The organism is Mycobacterium sp. NGS67 (assembly GCF_059812185.1).
On record NZ_JCALCF010000008.1, the window covers coordinates 99208 to 116266 of the forward strand.

18 protein-coding genes are annotated in these 17059 nt (G+C 67.4%); 11 read left to right on the plus strand and 7 right to left on the minus strand.

Annotation, left to right across the window (positions count from 1 at the left end; translation table 11 throughout):
• Nucleotides 1-12 precede the first annotated feature (12 nt).
• Nucleotides 13-765 (plus strand): M15 family metallopeptidase, encoded by a 753-nt coding sequence (locus AC5Y4D_RS09675; protein WP_500037034.1) that lies wholly within the window; start codon nt 13-15, stop codon nt 763-765.
• A gap of 83 nt (nt 766-848) precedes the next feature.
• Complete coding sequence (locus AC5Y4D_RS09680; protein ID WP_500037035.1) at nt 849-1658, plus strand: methyltransferase domain-containing protein; 810 nt, start codon at nt 849-851, stop codon at nt 1656-1658.
• A 4-nt stretch (nt 1659-1662) separates the two neighbouring features.
• On the opposite strand, the gene AC5Y4D_RS09685 is transcribed toward AC5Y4D_RS09680, so the two are convergent.
• The gene (locus tag AC5Y4D_RS09685) at nt 1663-2334 is read right to left on the minus strand and encodes a cutinase family protein (RefSeq protein ID WP_500037036.1); all 672 of its coding nucleotides are present in this window, start codon (nt 2332-2334) and stop codon (nt 1663-1665) included.
• Between the two features lie 516 nt (nt 2335-2850).
• Between AC5Y4D_RS09685 and AC5Y4D_RS09690 the strand changes: the two genes are divergently transcribed.
• Genes AC5Y4D_RS09690 through AC5Y4D_RS09705 form a run of 4 tightly spaced genes read left to right on the plus strand, consistent with a single transcriptional unit; the run spans nt 2851 to nt 6820 of the window.
• On the plus strand, nt 2851-4428 hold the full coding sequence (locus AC5Y4D_RS09690) for a methylmalonyl-CoA mutase family protein (protein WP_500037037.1): 1578 nt from the start codon (nt 2851-2853) through the stop codon (nt 4426-4428).
• On the plus strand, nt 4429-4854 hold the full coding sequence (locus AC5Y4D_RS09695; RefSeq protein ID WP_499943483.1) for a cobalamin-dependent protein: 426 nt from the start codon (nt 4429-4431) through the stop codon (nt 4852-4854). It begins immediately after the preceding gene.
• The gene (locus AC5Y4D_RS09700) at nt 4839-5795 is read left to right on the plus strand and encodes an LLM class F420-dependent oxidoreductase (RefSeq protein ID WP_500037038.1); all 957 of its coding nucleotides are present in this window, start codon (nt 4839-4841) and stop codon (nt 5793-5795) included. Before AC5Y4D_RS09695 ends, AC5Y4D_RS09700 begins: the two co-directional genes overlap by 16 nt.
• Nucleotides 5792-6820 (plus strand): CaiB/BaiF CoA transferase family protein, encoded by a 1029-nt coding sequence (locus tag AC5Y4D_RS09705; RefSeq protein ID WP_500037039.1) that lies wholly within the window; start codon nt 5792-5794, stop codon nt 6818-6820. The genes AC5Y4D_RS09700 and AC5Y4D_RS09705 overlap by 4 nt, the downstream gene beginning before the upstream one ends.
• A gap of 19 nt (nt 6821-6839) precedes the next feature.
• On the opposite strand, the gene AC5Y4D_RS09710 is transcribed toward AC5Y4D_RS09705, so the two are convergent.
• The gene (locus tag AC5Y4D_RS09710; RefSeq protein WP_500037040.1) at nt 6840-7154 is read right to left on the minus strand and encodes a hypothetical protein; all 315 of its coding nucleotides are present in this window, start codon (nt 7152-7154) and stop codon (nt 6840-6842) included.
• Nucleotides 7155-7173: 19 nt separating this feature from the next.
• Complete coding sequence (locus AC5Y4D_RS09715; RefSeq protein ID WP_499943673.1) at nt 7174-7455, minus strand: 2Fe-2S iron-sulfur cluster-binding protein; 282 nt, start codon at nt 7453-7455, stop codon at nt 7174-7176.
• Nucleotides 7456-7541: 86 nt separating this feature from the next.
• On the opposite strand from AC5Y4D_RS09715, the gene AC5Y4D_RS09720 reads away from it, so the two are divergent.
• From AC5Y4D_RS09720 to AC5Y4D_RS09735, 4 genes are read left to right on the plus strand one after another with little or no spacing between them, the layout of a single operon-like run.
• Nucleotides 7542-8939 carry a class I adenylate-forming enzyme family protein gene (locus AC5Y4D_RS09720; protein ID WP_500037041.1) on the plus strand — a complete coding sequence of 466 codons (1398 nt, stop codon included), beginning with the start codon at nt 7542-7544 and terminating at the stop codon, nt 8937-8939.
• Nucleotides 8917-9822 carry an acyl-CoA dehydrogenase family protein gene (locus AC5Y4D_RS09725; protein WP_500037042.1) on the plus strand — a complete coding sequence of 302 codons (906 nt, stop codon included), beginning with the start codon at nt 8917-8919 and terminating at the stop codon, nt 9820-9822. Before AC5Y4D_RS09720 ends, AC5Y4D_RS09725 begins: the two co-directional genes overlap by 23 nt.
• The gene (locus tag AC5Y4D_RS09730; protein ID WP_499943478.1) at nt 9809-10897 is read left to right on the plus strand and encodes an acyl-CoA dehydrogenase family protein; all 1089 of its coding nucleotides are present in this window, start codon (nt 9809-9811) and stop codon (nt 10895-10897) included. Before AC5Y4D_RS09725 ends, AC5Y4D_RS09730 begins: the two co-directional genes overlap by 14 nt.
• Nucleotide 10898: 1 nt before the next feature.
• Nucleotides 10899-11666 (plus strand): enoyl-CoA hydratase/isomerase family protein, encoded by a 768-nt coding sequence (locus tag AC5Y4D_RS09735; protein WP_499943477.1) that lies wholly within the window; start codon nt 10899-10901, stop codon nt 11664-11666.
• 203 nt (nt 11667-11869) lie between these two features.
• Here AC5Y4D_RS09735 and AC5Y4D_RS09740 read toward each other — a convergent pair whose 3' ends face one another.
• Together AC5Y4D_RS09740 and AC5Y4D_RS09745 are read right to left on the minus strand one after the other, a co-directional pair.
• Entirely contained in the window at nt 11870-12673 is an 804-nt protein-coding gene (locus AC5Y4D_RS09740; protein WP_499943476.1) for a transglutaminase-like domain-containing protein, read from the minus strand.
• Nucleotides 12674-12777: 104 nt separating this feature from the next.
• Nucleotides 12778-13635: a proline iminopeptidase-family hydrolase gene (locus AC5Y4D_RS09745; RefSeq protein WP_500037043.1), complete on the minus strand. Its 858-nt coding sequence runs from the start codon at nt 13633-13635 to the stop codon at nt 12778-12780.
• 163 nt (nt 13636-13798) lie between these two features.
• Between AC5Y4D_RS09745 and meaB the strand changes: the two genes are divergently transcribed.
• Complete coding sequence (meaB, locus tag AC5Y4D_RS09750) at nt 13799-14671, plus strand: methylmalonyl Co-A mutase-associated GTPase MeaB (RefSeq protein ID WP_500037044.1); 873 nt, start codon at nt 13799-13801, stop codon at nt 14669-14671.
• Nucleotides 14672-14678: 7 nt separating this feature from the next.
• Here the strand turns inward: meaB and AC5Y4D_RS09755 are convergent, their stop codons facing one another.
• Both AC5Y4D_RS09755 and AC5Y4D_RS09760 read right to left on the minus strand, forming a co-directional pair.
• Nucleotides 14679-16298, minus strand: a complete 1620-nt coding sequence (locus AC5Y4D_RS09755; RefSeq protein WP_500037045.1) for an FAD-dependent oxidoreductase — start codon at nt 16296-16298, stop codon at nt 14679-14681.
• Between the two features lie 13 nt (nt 16299-16311).
• Nucleotides 16312-16977: an IclR family transcriptional regulator gene (locus tag AC5Y4D_RS09760; RefSeq protein ID WP_500037046.1), complete on the minus strand. Its 666-nt coding sequence runs from the start codon at nt 16975-16977 to the stop codon at nt 16312-16314.
• Between the last annotated feature and the right edge of the window lie 82 nt (nt 16978-17059).

Here is a 17059-nt window from a genome sequence, read left to right on the forward strand (position 1 = left end):
GACAATAAGACCATGGGTCGTATCCGGAGAGTCCAGCTGTTTTCGGCGCTCGTGTGCCTGGTCGCGGGGTGTGGTGCGCCATCGCATCACGCTCGCCCGGACACCACTTTGGCGGTGCGGCCGGCCGGCACGACGGCTCCCGTCGGACCCGAAGTGCCCCCGGTGAGCCCGCAGGCCGCGGCCGCCGGGCTTGTCGATATACGCAGCGTCGTCTACGACGCGATCGTCGACCTGCGCTATGCCACCACAGACAATTTCACGCATACCCAGCTCTATCCGTCCGACGCCCGCTGCCTGGTCCACCAGTCCATGGCGCGTGGCTTGGCGGCGGCCGCCACCGCGTTGCGCCCGGCGGGTCAACTGCTGGTCTTCTGGGACTGTTACCGACCGCACGAGGTGCAGGCGAAGCTCTATCAGGTGGTGCCCAACCCGGCCTGGGTGGCCCGCCCCGGACCGTATGCAACCAGCCACGTGGCCGCACGCTCGGTCGACGTGACCTTCACCAGCACGCAGCAGCCCTGTCCGACCCCGCGGCGGGCACGGAATGCCTGCGTGGCCGACATGGGTACCGATTTCGACGACTTCACCCCGCGCGCAACGGCATTCGCGACGGAGGATGTCAACGCAGCCGCCTACGCCAACCGGGTCCGGCTGCGGGACGCGATGAAGTACGGCGGACTCGAGGTCTATTCCGGCGAGTGGTGGCACTTCGACGGTCCCGGCGCAGGCGTGCAGCGGCCGATCCTCGACGTCCCGGTCAACTGAGTCGCCGCAAGCGCCATCGCCGAACCGACGTGACCGCACGCGGGTCTGGTTGCCGGCATCGTCTGGCATTAGGTTCCACAACCATGGACGAGCGTCACGCCACCTACACCCACGGCCACCACGAATCGGTGCTGCGCGGTCACCGGCGGCGCACCGCGGCGGACTCGGCGGGTTATCTGCTGCCACACCTGGGGCCGGGGCGTTCGGTGCTCGACATCGGTTGCGGCCCCGGCACTATCACCGCCGACTTCGCCGTACGGGTCGCGCCGGGACTGGTGACGGCGGTCGAGCAGACCGAAGCAGCGTTGAGCCTGGCACGTGCCGAGGTGGAATCGCGCGGACTGCACAACGTGGCTTTCGTCACCTCCGACGTGCATGCGCTCGACCTGCCCGACGACACGTTCGACGTCGTCCACGCCCACCAGGTGCTGCAACACGTCGCCGACCCGGTGCAGGCATTGCGGGAGATGAAGCGGGTCTGCGCGCCCGGCGGCGTCGTCGCGGCCCGGGATGCCGACTACGCCGGGTTCATCTGGTACCCGCTCATCCCGGAACTCGAGCGGTGGCGGGAGCTCTACCGCGGCGCGGCACGCGCCAACGGCGGTGAACCCGACGCGGGACGCTACCTGCTGTCCTGGGCACTGCGGGCCGGCTTCACCGACATCACCCCGACCGGCAGCCTGTGGTGCTACGCAACTGACGAGTCCCGACAGTGGTGGGGCGGCATGTGGGCCGACCGCATCCTGCAATCGGACCTGACGCGTCAGCTGGTGGACTCGGCGACGGCCAGCACGGCCGAGCTGGAAGAGATCGCGGCGGCCTGGCGGGCCTGGGCCGCGTCACCGGACGGTTGGTTCGCGATCCCTAACGGCGAAATCCTTTGCCGCGCATGAGGTCTCAGCGGGAAGCGATGGCGTTACGGGCGTAGTCGGCGGCCTCATTGGCCATCCCGTTGTCCCGGTAGGTGCTGTGCGCGGCGCGGTTACGTCCGCCCGGAAAGCACACCGGATCGCCCTCAGCGCACAGTCTGATGGTCTTGGCGGCATAGAGAGGACCGATGTTGATAGGCGGCGCGCTGCGGTCGACCACACGCAAGAACCCCTCCGACGGCGGTGCGAAAAGCACCACCGCCGCGACCTTGGCGGCCACCGCGGGCGGCATCGGCCCGGACAAGCCGTCCGGCAGGGTCACGCCGTCGGGAACGGAGTCGGAGGTGGTGTACGCGGCGACCGCCGCGCCCTGCGAGTAACCGCCCAGCACGATCTTGGTGTTCGGGCAGTTCGTCGCGGTGGCCTCCACCTTCGTGCTGGCATCCGCTACGCCGTCGACGGCCCGGGCGAAGTCCAGCGACGCGGGATAATCGACCGGGTCGACGGCCACGTTCTTACCCTCGAGTCGAGCGTTGAGGGCATCGACAAAGGCTTGCCCGGTTGCGCCGACACCGGGCGCCTCGAAGGTTCCGCGGGCGAATACGACGTCGACGTCCGGGCATTCCGGATCGGCGAGCGCTCGCGCCGGACCTCCCGGTGACGCGACCAGGGCGCCGAAGGACACGACGAGGGCGGCCATCGAGGGCGCCAGTCGCCGAAAGGACAGGGCAGAAGTGCAGCGCAAGGTCGGCTCTTTTCGTAGAGCTAAAGGGTTTCCGCCGAAGACGAACCAATAGCGGGGGCACGTTGTTCCGCGCCCTTGTTTTCCAGGCGCCGAATTGAGCCTATACACCTGTTGGATCAGCGCAGCGGCGCCGTGCGGCGCAGCCGGGCAAGGTTCGAGGGCCAGTATCGACGCGTTTGCGCACGTAGCTGCGGTCACGGCCGATCGGTTCGGTGGCATTCAGGCTCGGCTCGATGTGCCCAGCTTCACATGTGTTTTCGCTATTTGAACGGTGGAGAGCCACTGTCGCGCCGAGTTGTTCGCATTGTGAACAGGGTTCAGCGTCGGGGTGACTGCCGCTGTCCATTCGAGTCGCCAAGCGGGGCTCAAAGGATGCCCGCAGTGTCTCGCCGCAACCTCGCGCGGCGGTGTTTGGGCAGGTCAGCACTATGGTATTGGCATTCTCTTTTTTTGCAAGTACGTTATTCACCGATGGATAACGCAGCCCAGACCCCGTCGGGCATACCGCTCGCGCCGGTGTATGGCCCGGGGGACCGACGCACCGAACCTCCGCCGCCGGGGGAGTTCCCGTTCACCCGTGGCAACTTCGCGTCCGGATACCGCGGCAAGTTGTGGACTTTCCGCCAGTACTCGGGTTTCGGCACCGCCGAAGAGTCCAATCGCCGCTACCGCTACCTGCTGGATCAGGGCGGTACCGGGCTCTCGGTCGCGCTCGACCTGCCGACCCAGTGCGGGTATGACTCCGACGATCCGGACTTCGGCGAGGAAGTCGGCCGGGTCGGCGTCGCGGTGGACACACTGGCCGACTTCGAGATCCTGTTCGACGGCATCCCGCTGGACAAACTGAGCACCAGCATGACGATCAATGGCACCGCGGCGATCCTGCTGGCGTTCTACGTTGCGGCCGCCGAGAAAAAGGGCATTCCGCGCGCGAAGCTGACCGGCACCATCCAGAACGACATCCTCAAGGAATACGCTTCGCGCGGCACCTGGATCTGGCCGCCGGAGCCGTCGCTGCGGCTGATCGCCGACACCATCGAGTTCTGCGCGGCCGAGGTGCCGCGGTTCAACGCCATCTCGGTGGCCGGCGCGCACTTCCGCGACGCGGGTGCCACCGCGGTGCAGGAGATGGCGTTCACGTTGGCCGACGGGGTCACCTACTGCGACACGGTGGTGGAACGCGGCCGGATGAGCATCGACGAGTTCGCGCCGCAGATCTCGTTCTTCTTCTACACGCACGGTGACTTCTTCGAAGAGGTCGCGAAATACCGTGCGGGACGGCGCCGTTGGGCCACCATCGTCCGGGAACGCTACGGGTCCACCAAGGACAAGGCATCGATGTTCCGGTTCGGCTGTGTGTGCGGTGGGGCGTCGTTGTACGGCCCGCAGGCACAGAACAACGTGGTGCGCGTGGCGTATGAGGCCATGGCGGCGGTTCTCGGTGGTGTCCAGTCGATGTTCACCGCGGCCTGGGACGAGCCCTTCGCGTTGCCTTCCGAGGACTCCACCACGCTGGCGTTGCGCACCCAGCAGATCCTCGCCTACGAGACCGGTGTCGCCCAGGTCGCCGACCCGCTGGGTGGCTCGTACTTCGTCGAGGCGCTGACCGATGCGACCGAAGAACGCATCATCGAGATCATGGCCGACCTGGAACGGCACGGCGGCATGGTCAGCGCGATCGAGGACGGCTACCTGCAGGGGCTGATCGCCGACGAGGCCTACCGCATCCACCAGGACATCGAAGCGGGCACCCGGCCGGTGGTCGGGGTCAACCGCTTCGTCTCCGAGGAACCCGAGCCCGACGTCGTCACCTACGAACTCGACGCCGAGGGCCGCGATCTGCAACTCAAGCGCCTGTCCAAGGTCAAGGCCGAAAGGGACAGTGCCACTGTGCAATCCACCCTGGCCGCGTTGGCACGGGGTGCCGAGGGAACGGAAAACCTGATGCACCGGCTGATCGACTGCGCCAACGCCTACTGCACGGTCGGGGAGATGGTCACCACGCTCAAGGCGGTCTGGGGCGAATTCCAGCAGCCGGTGGTGTTCTAGATGGCCGCGCGGATCCTGGTCGCCAAGCCGGGCCTGGACGGGCATGACCGCGGCGCCAAGATCGTCGCCCGTACGTTGCGGGATGCCGGCTTCGAGGTCATCTACACCGGTATCCGGCAGCGCATCGAAGACATCGCGTCGATCGCGGTGCAGGAAGACGTCGCCGTGGTCGGTCTGAGCATCCTGTCCGGTGCGCACCTGACGCTCACCGCGCGGACCATCGAGGCGTTGCGCGCCGCCGACGCTGCCGACATCGCCGTCGTCGTCGGCGGCACCATCCCGCACGCCGACGTGCCCAAGTTGTTGTCCGCCGGCGCCGCGGCGGTGTTCCCCACCGGGACGTCGCTGGAGACGCTGGTGCGTGACATCCGCGCGTTGACGGGCACGCCTGAACCGGTTTTGGAGGAACCGTGCGCATCGGAGTGATGATCGGCGCCGAGCGTGGCGACATGGCCCGCAAGGTGACAAAGCTGGCCTCCGACATCGAGTGGGCGGAGTCCGCGGGCCTGGACACCGCGTGGATGCCGCAGGTGCCGGATGACTTCGACTGCCTGACCATGGTGTCGCTGATGGCTGCGCACAGTTCGCGTATCGAGCTGGGTACCGCCGTGGTGCCATTGCAGGCGCAGCATCCGATTGCACTTGCCCGACAAGCGCTCTCGATTCATGCGGTGACCGGCGGCAGGTTGGCGCTGGGCGTCGGGCCGTCGCACCACTGGATCATCCGGGACATGCTCGGCCTGCCCTACGAGAAGCCGGCCGCCTACACCCGTGACTACCTACAGGTGCTCAACACCGCGATCGCGGGGCCGGGACCCGTTGACGTGGAGAACGATTCGTTCACCGTGCACAATCCGACGGTGCTGGCCGCGGATCCGCCGATGCCGGTGCTGGTCGCCGCGCTGGGACCGGTGATGCTGCAGATCGCCGGTGAACTCGCCGACGGCACCGTGTTGTGGATGGCCGACGAGCGCGCGATCGGTGACCACATCGCGCCGAAGATCACCAAGGCGGCCGCGGATGCCGGTCGCCCGGCACCGCGGATCATCGCTGGTATCCCGGTGTGTCTTTGTGCGCCAAGCGAAGTCGACGCGGCCAAGGAGCGGGCCAACCGCATCCTGGGTGAGGCCGAGGTGTCGCCGAACTATCAGCGGCTGCTGGAGCGGGGCGACGCCCGGGATGTCGGTGACCTGTGCGCCGCGGGCGACCCGGAACAGATTCTGGCCCGGATGCGCCGCTTCGCCGACGCCGGCGTGACGGATCTGTCGGTTCGGCTGTTGCCGATCGGGGACAACCGCGACGAGCTCGTCGCCTCCAAGCGTCGCACCCGGGAGATGATCGCGGAGTTGGCAAAGGAACTGCGGTGACTGCCGGCGCGCCGCTGGCCGGAATTCGCATCCTCGAGGTCGGCACCATGCTGGCCGGACCGTACGCCACCATGCTGCTGGCCGACCTGGGTGCCGAGGTCACCAAGATCGAACCGCGCGGCGGCGAGATCTCCCGCGGGGTAGGCGACAGTTACTTCGCCAGCCTGAACCGCAACAAGTCCAGCATCTGTCTGGACCTGAATTCCGAAGCGGGACAACAACAGCTGGGTGAGCTCGTCGCGCAGTCGCATGCGCTGCTGGTGAACCTGAAGCCGTCGGCGATCCGGCGCCTGGGTCTCACGTATGAGGCGCTGCGTGCTCACAACGAGAAGATCGTGTGCGTGGCGATCACCGGTTTCGGGCTCAACGGCGGCGACGACCCGGCGTTCGACTACGTCGTGCAGGCCGGTGTCGGCATCGCCGCGCTGACCGGGGACCCCGAAGGCCCGCCGACGCTGCCCGGCTACTCCTCGGCCGACAACTCCACTGGAATGACCGCCGCTATCGGGTTACTCGCCAAGATCATCTCCGGCAGCGGCGGGCAGGTCGATGTGTCGCTGCGCGACGTGATGTTCTCTCAGCTGAACTATCACGCCGCCGCCTATCTCAACGACGGCACCGAACCCCGCCGCCGTCCGTACGGCGCGCACTCGTATTACGTTCCTGCGCAGCTCTTTCCGACCGCAGACGGTTTTCTTGCGCTGTTCATCACGCACGACGGATTCTGGAAATCGTTCGCCAACGAGGCCGGTATCGGGGGTTTCGAGACGATGGCCGAGCGGGTGTCGCGGCGCGACGAGGTGCTGGCCGTTGTGACCGCGATGCTGGCCACCGACACCGCCGTCAGTTGGGAAGAGCGGTTGCGTCCGCTCGGAGTGCCTGCCGCCGCCGTCCGGACGTTGCCCGAGGCGTTGGAGGCGACTCCGGAAGTGATCGTCTCCGCCGGCGATATGCGCTTGGTGGGCAGCCCGATTCACGTTTCGGGTTACCAGCCCGAGTACCGGCCGGCGCCGCGGTTGAGCTGAGTGACGCACACTCGGTGATTCAGTCCTCGGGATGGTGGTCGGTGATCACCTCGAGTAGCCGCGGTATCGGCGGCGGATCCAGCTGCAGCGCACCGGACATGGTCAGTTTGGCGCGGCTCATGCCTCGGAGGATGGCCTGCAGATCGTCTCCCTCGATTTCGTAGAGGGCGACGTAAGGTCCGTTGCCGTCGACCGGCCGCAGCCGGCGCGCTCCGGTGATGCCGGGCAGCGCCACGAGTTCGCCCAGGTGGACTTCGTCATACCAGGTGTTGTACTCCTGCTCGCGATCCGGCGAACTGGGGTAGGTCTCGACGTAGATGATCCCTCTTGCCATCGGGCGTCCCCCGTAGTTGCTATTCGTATTGCACGGTGATCGGTGCCGCGTCCGGTACGGCCTGGCACGTCAGAATGTAGCCGTCGTCGACCTCGTCGTCGTCGAGGGCGTCGTTGACCCGCATGGTCGCGGTGCCGACGGTGAGTCGGGCCATGCAGGTGCCGCAGTTGCCCGCCTCACAGTTGAACGGCGGATCCAGACCCGCCCGGCGCGCGCTTTCCAGCAACGTCTCGCCGGGGACCAGCGGCACCGACGCTTTCTTGCGCTCGAGGTGAATCGTCACCATGCCGGCCTCGGTCATGCACACCTTCCCCGTACTTTGCGTTCTTCACTATAGAGAATACTATTCTCACTACACGATAGGATCTTCTCAAGAAGGTAGGACGAGTGACCGAGTCGGCCGTGCTCGCGTTCGAGGAGCGGCGACTCAGCCTGCCCGAACTCGACGCGCAGACCGACGCACTGGCCGCCGCCCTGCGCAAACGTGGTGTGCGCGCGGGCGGGCGAGTGGCGGTGATGGCGTCCAACCGACCTGAGTTCGTCGTCGCCGTCCAGGCGATCTGGCGACTGGGGGCGGCGGCGGTACTGGTCAGCCCGGCCTGGAAACGCGACGAGGTCGAGCATGCTCTCGCCCTGACCGAGCCGGCCCACGCCGTCGGCGACCATCCGGTGCTGGCCGGCCTGATGCCGATGCTGCACCTGGACGAACCCCTCCGTCCCGGCGACACCGTCAGCCCGGCAGCGCCGGCCGGCGACGCGGTACTGGTGTTCAGCTCCGGCACCACGGGACTGCCGAAAGCCGTGCGCCACACCCACGCCTCGCTGGACGCCGCCGTGCGGCACTGGCGGGCGGCGCTGGGGTTGACCGACCGCGACCGCATCCAGGTCGCCACCCCGCCGTCGCACATCCTGGGCCTGCTGAACATCCTCACCGCGCTGCGGACCGGAGCCTGGTTGCGGCTGCACCGCCGATTCGACGTCGAACAGATGCTGCGGCACATCGAAACCGACCGCATCACAGTCGAAATGGCCGTCGCGCCCATCGCGCTGGCCATCGCCTCGCGCCCCGACCTCGAGTCCTACGACCTGTCTTCGTTGCGCTACATCATGTGGGGTGCAACGCCGGTCACCGCCAGCATCGCCGACACGGTGACCCGGCGCACCGGCGTGGGTTGGATGCCCGCGTATGGGACCACCGAGTTGCCCGTCATCGCATGCAATCCCGTCGACGGTGCCCGACTCGACTCCGTCGGACGCGCGGTGTCCGGGGTGCGGATCCGGGTGGTGTCGTTGGAGACGGGAAAGCCGGTCGCACCGGGTGAGGTAGGGGAGATCCAGGCGCGCTCGGACTCGATCATGGCGGGTTATCTGCCCGCCGCGGCGACCGCAGAGGTGTTCGACGACGGTTGGTATCGGACCGGGGACGTCGGCTCGGTGGACGACGGTTGGCTGCGGATCACCGACCGCCTCAAAGAGATGATCAAGGTGCGCGGATTCCAGGTCGCGCCCGCCGAGATCGAGACCGTGCTGCACGGGCATCCGGCCGTGCGGGACTGCGCGGTCTTCGGGGTGCCCGACGGCGCCAACGGTGAGGCCGTGATCGCGGCCGTGGCCACCCATACTCCGTTGGATGCTGCCGAACTCACCGCCCGGGTGGACGCGAAACTCGCGTCGTACAAACGGCTCAGCCGGGTGGTGTTCGTCCCCGACATTCCTCGTCTGCCCTCGGGCAAGGTGTTACGCAGAGCGCTCAAGGAGAGCTATGGATGTACGTCTGACGGCTGAACAGCAGCAATTACGTGACGCCGCCGCCAAAATGGCCGACGACCTCGGTCCGGGCGCGGTCCAGGACCTCGCTGACCAAGGCCGAATTGCTCGGCTGGACAAGCAGATCGGACTCACCGGGTGGCGGTCGCTGCGCTCGGACGGGGCATCCGGCGTCGAAGTGGCCATCGTCGCAGAGGAATTCGGACGGCGACTGGTCGACGCACCCTTTCTGGGTCCGGTGCTGGCCGACGACCTGGCGCGGCACCTCGACGTCGACGCATCGGCGACGACGGTCGCCGTCGACGATCGCGCGATCGACGCGCGCGGTTGTGACCGGGCATTGCTGTTGTCGGGCAACATGGTTCTCTCGGTCCCCGTCGGCGGCGGCGACGACGGCGCAGACTTGACCCGGGCCTACGCGTCCCTGCAGAAAGCGGCGACGCCGCTGGGCGAAGTACCCGCCGAGGCCGCCGACCGGTGGCGGGCGCTGGCGCTGGTGGTCACCGCGGCCGACCTGGTCGGAGACGCGCGGGGCGCGCACGCCGTCGCCTGCGACTACGCGAAAATCCGTGAGCAGTACGGCAAACCGATCGGGTCGTACCAAGCCGTCGCCCACCTGCTGGCCGAAAGTCTCGCGCTGATCGAAGGCTCGGTGAGCGTGTTGCGCCATGCCGCATGGGCCGTCGACGAACTCGAACCCGACGAAGCGATCCGGGCGGCGCAGGTGGCCAAGGTCTACTGCGCCCGCGCCACCCGGACGGTCTGCGAGACCGCGGTGCAGGTGCACGGTGGGATCGGCAACACCTGGGAATGCCTGGTGCACGTGTATCTGCGCCGGGCGCTGACATCGACCGAGCTGTGGCCGGTCAGCCTGAAGGAGGTCGGCCGTGGACTTTCGTGACTCACCGGAGGAAGCCGAGTTCCGGGACCGGCTGCGGTCCTGGCTTTCGTTGCACGCCAAACAGTTCGGCGGATCAGGCGACGAGTACTGGGCTCGCCAGGCGGACTGGCACCGCGCACTCTACGAAGAAGGGTTCTTCGGGCTGTCGTGGCCGCGTGAGTACGGCGGGCGGGAACTGCCGGCGGTCTACGACGTCATCGTCGACGAAGAACTGGCGCGCGCCGGCGCCCCGCCCCGACCCAGTGTCGGCTACCTGGTGATCGGGATCGGCCGGCACGGCAGCGACGAACTGCGGCAACGCTTTGTGCCCGGCATCATCAACGGCACCGAGCGCTGGTGTCAGGGCTTCAGCGAGCCGGGCGCGGGTTCGGATCTGGCGTCGTTGACCACCACCGCCATCCGTGAGGGTGACGAGTACGTGATCAACGGGCACAAGATCTGGACCAGCTACTCCGACGTCGCGGACTGGTGTCTGCTGCTGGCCCGCACCGACCCCGACGCCAAACGTCACCGCGGTCTGTCGGCGTTCATCGTCTCGATGAAACAGCCTGGCGTGCAACAACGTCCGCTGCGGATGATCAATGGCGTCACCAACGAATTCGGCCAGGTCGCCTTCGACGGCGCCCGCGTCCCGGCGGACCGGATGGTCGGCGCACCGGGTGACGGCTGGGCGGTCGCGATGACCGTCGTCGGGCACGAGCGTGAACCGTCCACCCTCGGTTACGCGGCGCGCTACAACAAGCTGGTCGCGCAACTGGTGGCGCAGACCGAAGGCCCGGTCGACGACGACGTGGCCTGGGCGGCCGTCCAGGCGCAGATGCTGACCCACCATGTCCGCAGGCGGCTCTCCGAACAGCTGGACGGAGTTTCCCACGGTCCCGAAGGGTCGCTGGACAAGCTGCTGATGACCTGGGTGGAACAGTCCGTCGGGCATGCGGCGTTGTCCGTCGCCGGCACCCGGGACCCGGACCTGCTCAGCGCGTACCTGTACAGCCGCGCGCAGAGCGTGATGGGCGGGACCTCGCAAATCCAGAAGAACATCATTGCCTCGAGAATCTTGGGACTGGGAGTCTGACATGTACGACATGCCAAGCGAAATCGACGTGCGCGCCGACGGGCCGCTGCGGATCATCACCTTGAACCGGCCGGACGATCTGAACGCGGTCAACGACAATCTGCACGTCGGGCTGGCGCGGTTGTGGCAGCGCCTGACCGACGACCCCTCCGCCCGTGCCGCGGTGCTGACCGGGGCGGGTAAGGCCTTCTCGGCCGGCGGCGATTTCGCATATCTCGCCGAGTTGGCCGAAGACGCCGACCTGCGTGCCAAGACCATCCGGGACGGACGCGAGATCGTGCTGGGCATGGCGCGTTGCCGAATCCCGGTGGTAGCGGCCGTGAACGGGCCCGCCGTCGGGTTGGGGTGCAGCCTGGTGGCACTGAGCGACATCGTCTACATCGCCAAGGACGCGTTCCTGGCCGACCCGCACGTACAGGTCGGCCTGGTGGCCGCCGACGGGGGACCGCTGACCTGGCCGCTGCATATCAGCCTGCTACTGGCCAAGGAATATGCGTTGACCGGCACCAGGATTCGGGCCGAGCGGGCCGTCGAACTCGGCCTGGCCAACCATGTCTCCGACGACCCGGTCGCCGACGCGATCACCGCCGCGAAGAAGATCCTCGAGCTGCCGCAGCAGGCGGTGGAAAGTACCAAGCGGGTGCTCAACATCCACCTCGAGCGCGCCGTGCTGGCCAGCATCGACTACGCGTTGTCGGCCGAGCATCAGTCGTTCGTCACCGAGGACTTCCGGTCGATCGTGAGCAAGCTCAACGCCGGCAAGAACTGAGCGGCGGCTTGCGCGTGAAGCGTGGGCGTTGCGGGTGACGCCTGGGCGTTGCGCGTGAAGTGTGGGCTTTGCGGGTGAAGCCTGGGCGGGATCTCGCCGATTTTCCCACCCTGGGCTCACACCGAAAGCCCTCGTTTCACAATCAACGCCAAGGTTTCACACCGAACACCGAGGGCGTGGAGCACGCCAGAACGCCGTGGGTGTCAGCCCAGAGACACCAGGTCCTCTACCGAATCCCGGGGCAGCGCACCGTCGCTGACGGCGGTGACCTCCATTTTGGTCAGGTCGATCGCACCGCCGTGATTGTCCAGGAAGGCGGTGTCCGCGGCGTCGCGGCCGGTGGCGATTCGCAGCATCGCCTGGCGCGGCGCGAGGCACGTGGCATCGACCACCTGCCACTGTCCGTCTATCAACGCTTCAGCCACGGCGTGGAAGTCCATCGGGTCGCAGCCCGGCGCATACACCGATACCAGCCGGGCCGGGACGTTGACCGCACGCAACAGCGCGATGACCAGATGAGCGTAGTCACGGCACACCCCGGCGCCGGCCAAAAGTGTGTCGGTCGCGCCGTCGATCGGATCACTCGATCCCGGAACGTATTTCAGCCTCGTCCCGACCCAGGAGGACACCTTCTCCAGCAGCGTCGCCGAGTTGGTGTACTGGCCGAACTCGGTGGCCGCGAAACCGAAGAACTTGTCGGCCTCGGCGTAGCGGCTCGGCCGTAGATAGGTCGAGACCTCGATGTCCCTGACCGGCGGCGGCTCTGCCCGCCCGGTGACGGTGGCTTCGTACTCGAGCTGAAGATCCCCGGTCCCCACCTCGACCGAGTGAATCCGGGTGCCGTACTCGCCGGTGATCTCCCGCAACGAGATCGGGTCGCCGTCCAGGGTCGCGGTCAACGATTCGCGGATCTCAAGGCCCGGCAGTCGTGCGACGGCGACCTGGAACTCCAACGCCGTGGGGTCGGTGACAGTGACTTGCAGACTCGCCCTTACGTCACGCTTCATCGACGCGCCCCCCTTGTTCCGATTTCGTCGCAGCTTCATGGCAAGCAGCCAATCATGCGTGGTCTGTACCCGCACCTCGGAGCACTTCAACCGCCGGGCGGCCGTCAACTGTCGTGCTGTCGCAGGAAATCGCGCATCACCGCATCGAAGCGGTCCGGCTCCTCGATGAAGGGCAGGTGCGCGCTGTGCTCGAAGAACTCGAAGCGCGATCCTGGAATGAGTCGGTGCATCTCACGCATGTGCTCCGGTGAACACTCGTCGAACCTGCCGGACAGGAGCAGGGTCGGCAACGTGATCTCGGTGAGCCGGTCGACGACGTCCCAGTCCCGGATGGTCCCGACGATGCGAAAGTCACTGGGTCCGAACATCGTTTCGAAGATCTCGGTTCCCATGTTCTGGAAAGCCTCGAACAGATCCTTCGGCCACGGCAGCTTGCGGCACAGGAATGTCTGGGTCCACGTCGTCACCGCGGCACGGTACTCGGCGGAATCCGTGGTGCCGGCGGCCTCGTGACGGTCGATCGCGTCCTGGGTGGCCTGATCCAATTCCGCCTTCAGGCGAATCACGTTGTCGGCGAACACCGGTATGGACGCGGCACTGTTGGAAATGGTGAAGCTGACCGCCGTGCACGGCACATCCAGCACGTACTGCTGCGCCAGCATCGCACCCCACGAGTTCCCGAAGAGATGGAAGCCGTCGAGTTCCAGAGCTGTGATGACGGCGTCCATTTCGGCTACCGACCGCTGCATGGTCCATAGTCCGGGGTTAGACGGGTGCTCGGAATTACCGCACCCGAGCTGATCCCAGAAGACGACTTCACGCTCGTCCGCCAGGCGCTCCAGCGAACTCAGGTAGTAATGCGGCAGTCCCGGGCCGCCGTGTACTACCAGCAGCGGCCGGCGCGTCCCGCTGCCCACCCGCTTGAACCAGACCCGGCCGCCCGGGACCTCTATCGTTTTCACGCTGCCACAATTGTCTCTTGCGCGAGCGGACGCAAAGCCGCCTTGCAACTACGGCTCTCCGGCTGAGAGAATGTGGTTCTCGTGCCAGTGCCGTGTGACCCGAAGTGGAGAAAGTTGTGCCTGCAGGCGTGATCTTCGAAGTGCCTACCGGGTAAGCGCCGCCGTGGACGTCACCGAGTTGATCACCAAGGCGCGCAGCGGTTCTCCGCGAGCCGCCGGCCGCCTGCTGAGCCTCGTCGAAAGTGAGCGGCGTGACGAGGTGCTGGCCGGCATCGGCCCGGTGGAACCGGTCCGGGTTGTCGGTATCACCGGTCCGCCGGGCGCAGGGAAGTCCACGACGATCGGTGCCCTGGTCGGCGCCTACCGGGAGCGCGGCAGCCGGGTGGCCGTGCTGGCCGTAGACCCGTCCTCGCCGTTCAGCGGCGGCGCACTGCTGGGTGATCGCATCCGAATGACGGCCCACATCAACGATTCCGACGTGCTGATTCGCTCGGTGGCCAGCCGGGGTCATCTCGGCGGGCTGGCCGCGGCGGTCCCGGCCGCCATCCGGTTGGTGGGCGCCATCGGCTACGACGTGGTGCTGCTGGAGACCGTCGGCGTCGGCCAGTCCGAGATTGAGATCGCCGCCGTCGCCGACCCGACCATCGTCATCCTCAACCCGGGAGCCGGTGACGCGGTGCAGGCCGCCAAGGCCGGTCTGCTGGAAGTCGCCGACATCGTGGTGGTGAACAAGGCCGACCGCGACGGCGCCGAGCAGACTGTGCGGGACCTGCGGGCCGAGACCAAGGCGCCGATCGTCAGCCTCGTCGCCGCCCGCGGCGACGGTCTCACCGACCTGGTGACCGCGATCGACGCACACCACCGGGCCGACAACCGCGCCCGCCGGTTGGCCCGGGCCCGCGCGCAGATCCTGTCGCTGGCGCAGACCCGGCTGCGGTCACGCACCGACTTGGATCGACTCGCGGAGTCCGTCGTCGACGGTCACGACGACCCCTACCGGGCGGCCGAGCGGCTGCTCGCACCGCCGCCGGACTGAGCCGCTTTCAAGCTTTGACGGATTCGCCCGTGGCCGCCGCGTAGCCGGCGCGGTAGCCGAAAACCATTGCCGGACCGATGGTTCCGCCCGCGCCGCCGTAGGCGCGTCCGGTCGCGCCGGCCATGGCGTTGCCCGCGGCGAACAGCCCGGCGATCGGTTGACCGTTGACGTGCAGCACCCGGCCGTCGGGGTCGGTGCGCGGGCCGCCCTTGGTGCCCATCGACCCGATACTGATCGGCACCGCGTAGAAGGGCGCGGTGTCGATGGGTCCCAACGTCTTTCCGGCCAGCGTCGTGGCGCGCTCGTCACCCCAGTAGCCGTCGTAGGCACTGGAACCGCGGCCGAAGTCGGGGTCCGCGCCCGCGGTCACATTGCGGTTCCACTGCTCGACGGTGGCCGCCAATCCAGCGGCGTCAATGCCGGTCTTGGCGCTCAGTTCGACGAGATCGGCCGACTCGCAGAACCAGTCCGGAACCGCTTCGCCCGGCGCGACACCGAGAAAACCATACTCGCGCAGGTGAATCGAGTCGAAGACCATCCAGGCCCGGTCATTGACATAGCCCTTACCCGGGTGCAGGTACTGGAACGCGCCGGCCATCGAGTTGTACTCACCGGCCTCGTTGACGAACCGCCGCCCCGCCCGGTTGACGATGATGCTGCGGGGGCGGGTCCGTTCCAGTCGCACGCTGCGGCTGCGTTGCCTGCCATCAATGGTGTCGTCGGGGATCTGCACGATCGGCACCCACCACGCCTCACCCATGTTCGCCAGGTCCGCGCCCAGTGTCATCGCCATCCGCAACCCGTCCCCGGTGTTGTTCGGCGGCGACACGGCGCCGTGCATCGGCCCACGCAGGAAAGCCTGCGCCAGCAACGGATCCCATTCGAAACCGCCGGTGCCCAGGATGATCCCGCGGCGGGCGCGAACGTCCATGGTCTGTTCTGGTCCGGAAACCCGCACGCCGACAACACCGTCGGCGTCGGTGATGAGTTCGGTGGCCCGCGCGCTGGTGCACGGTTCGACCCCCATCTCCAGCAGGCCCTTGAGCAGCCCGGCGATCAGCGCGGTCCCGGCCACACAGACCTCGCCCTGCGCGTCGACGTCGGCGTGCAGACGCGCCCGGGTTTCGGCGTCGAAACCCACATTCGACCAGTCGGCCGGGAAGGCGGTGATCCGGGTCGCCCAGTCCCCCAGCTGGCTGAGATCGAAGGGCGCCGCACCCAGCGAACGACCCCCGGTCGGCTGGCCGCCGGGCAGCTCGGGCTGGTAATCGGGAAATCCCGCCGCGACCTCGAAACGCAGAGCGCTGTGGGACTCGACGAAGTCCAGCATCGACGGACCGGTCCGCACGAACGTCTCCACCAGTTCGTCGTCCATCGAACCGAACGACTGAGCGTGCAGGTACTGCAATGCGTCCGCAATCGTCAATTCCCGGTCGGGACAACGGTTGTGCGCCGGGATCCACGCGATGCCACCGGACACCGCGGTGGTACCGCCGACGGTCGCCGCCTTCTCGAACACCTGCACCGAGGCGCCGGTGGCCGCCGCGGTCAACGCGGCCGTCAAGCCGGCGGCGCCGCTGCCGAGCACCACGACGTCGTACTCGTCGTCCCAATTGTGTTCTGGCATAACGCGTGTCCCTTCAGCTCAACAGCGTGGACAACTTCTGCGCGGCCCGGATCACCGCGTCCTTGCCACGCATCACCACTTCTTCGCGGTGCGAGATGAGGTTGATGCAGGTGGGCGGCGACGGCGCCGGCCGGTGCACTGCCACCGCGAGGCCGTAGGTGTTCGGTTCGATCTCCCCGTGAGTGGTCACCCAGCCGCGCCGACGTGCGCCGGTCACCAGCTCCCGTTCTCCCGGCCGGGGCGGCATGCTCGCGAGCAGCGCGATCCCCGCCGCGCCGCGGTCCAGCGGATACCGGCTGCCCTCGTGGAACGCCAGCTGATAGGGCACCTGGGTCGGCACGATCACCGCCAGCGCGACCTGCTCCTCGGCCTCGGCCACCAACAACGACACGGTGGTGCCCAGCTCGTCGGCCAACCCCCGCAGCGTCGGCAGGCACAGCTGACGCACGTTGTGGTCGAAAGATGCGCCGAGGGTGGCCAGACCCGCCGCGGGCCGATAGCGGCCGTCCTCCCCCTTGGTCACCAGCCGGAACTGCGCCAACGTGGCCAACAGCCGGTAGGCGATGGTCCGGTGCACACCGACCTGGTCGGCGACCTCCTGCATGGTCAGCCCGGTTGGCGACGCCGCGACCAACTGCAGCGCGGTGAGGCCCCTGGCCAGCGTCTGCGAACCCGTCACGGTCTTGACAGACCTTCGCAGGAAAGCCAAGCTCTATAAATAACGCACATTAGCGTGCTATATTAGCACATAGAATTCTGCG

What these genes read in the sequence shown, in the direction of transcription:
- AC5Y4D_RS09675 (WP_500037034.1), top strand. Translation starts at nt 13, where the DNA reads ATGGGTCGTATCCGGAGAGTCCAGCTGTTTTCGGCGCTCGTGTGCCTG.
- AC5Y4D_RS09680 (WP_500037035.1), top strand. Translation starts at nt 849, where the DNA reads ATGGACGAGCGTCACGCCACCTACACCCACGGCCACCACGAATCGGTG.
- AC5Y4D_RS09685 (WP_500037036.1), bottom strand. Translation starts at nt 2,334, where the DNA reads ATGGCCGCCCTCGTCGTGTCCTTCGGCGCCCTGGTCGCGTCACCGGGA.
- AC5Y4D_RS09690 (WP_500037037.1), top strand. Translation starts at nt 2,851, where the DNA reads ATGGATAACGCAGCCCAGACCCCGTCGGGCATACCGCTCGCGCCGGTG.
- AC5Y4D_RS09695 (WP_499943483.1), top strand. Translation starts at nt 4,429, where the DNA reads ATGGCCGCGCGGATCCTGGTCGCCAAGCCGGGCCTGGACGGGCATGAC.
- AC5Y4D_RS09710 (WP_500037040.1), bottom strand. Translation starts at nt 7,154, where the DNA reads ATGGCAAGAGGGATCATCTACGTCGAGACCTACCCCAGTTCGCCGGAT.
- AC5Y4D_RS09715 (WP_499943673.1), bottom strand. Translation starts at nt 7,455, where the DNA reads ATGACCGAGGCCGGCATGGTGACGATTCACCTCGAGCGCAAGAAAGCG.
- AC5Y4D_RS09725 (WP_500037042.1), top strand. Translation starts at nt 8,917, where the DNA reads ATGGATGTACGTCTGACGGCTGAACAGCAGCAATTACGTGACGCCGCC.
- AC5Y4D_RS09735 (WP_499943477.1), top strand. Translation starts at nt 10,899, where the DNA reads ATGTACGACATGCCAAGCGAAATCGACGTGCGCGCCGACGGGCCGCTG.
- AC5Y4D_RS09740 (WP_499943476.1), bottom strand. Translation starts at nt 12,673, where the DNA reads ATGAAGCGTGACGTAAGGGCGAGTCTGCAAGTCACTGTCACCGACCCC.
- AC5Y4D_RS09755 (WP_500037045.1), bottom strand. Translation starts at nt 16,298, where the DNA reads ATGCCAGAACACAATTGGGACGACGAGTACGACGTCGTGGTGCTCGGC.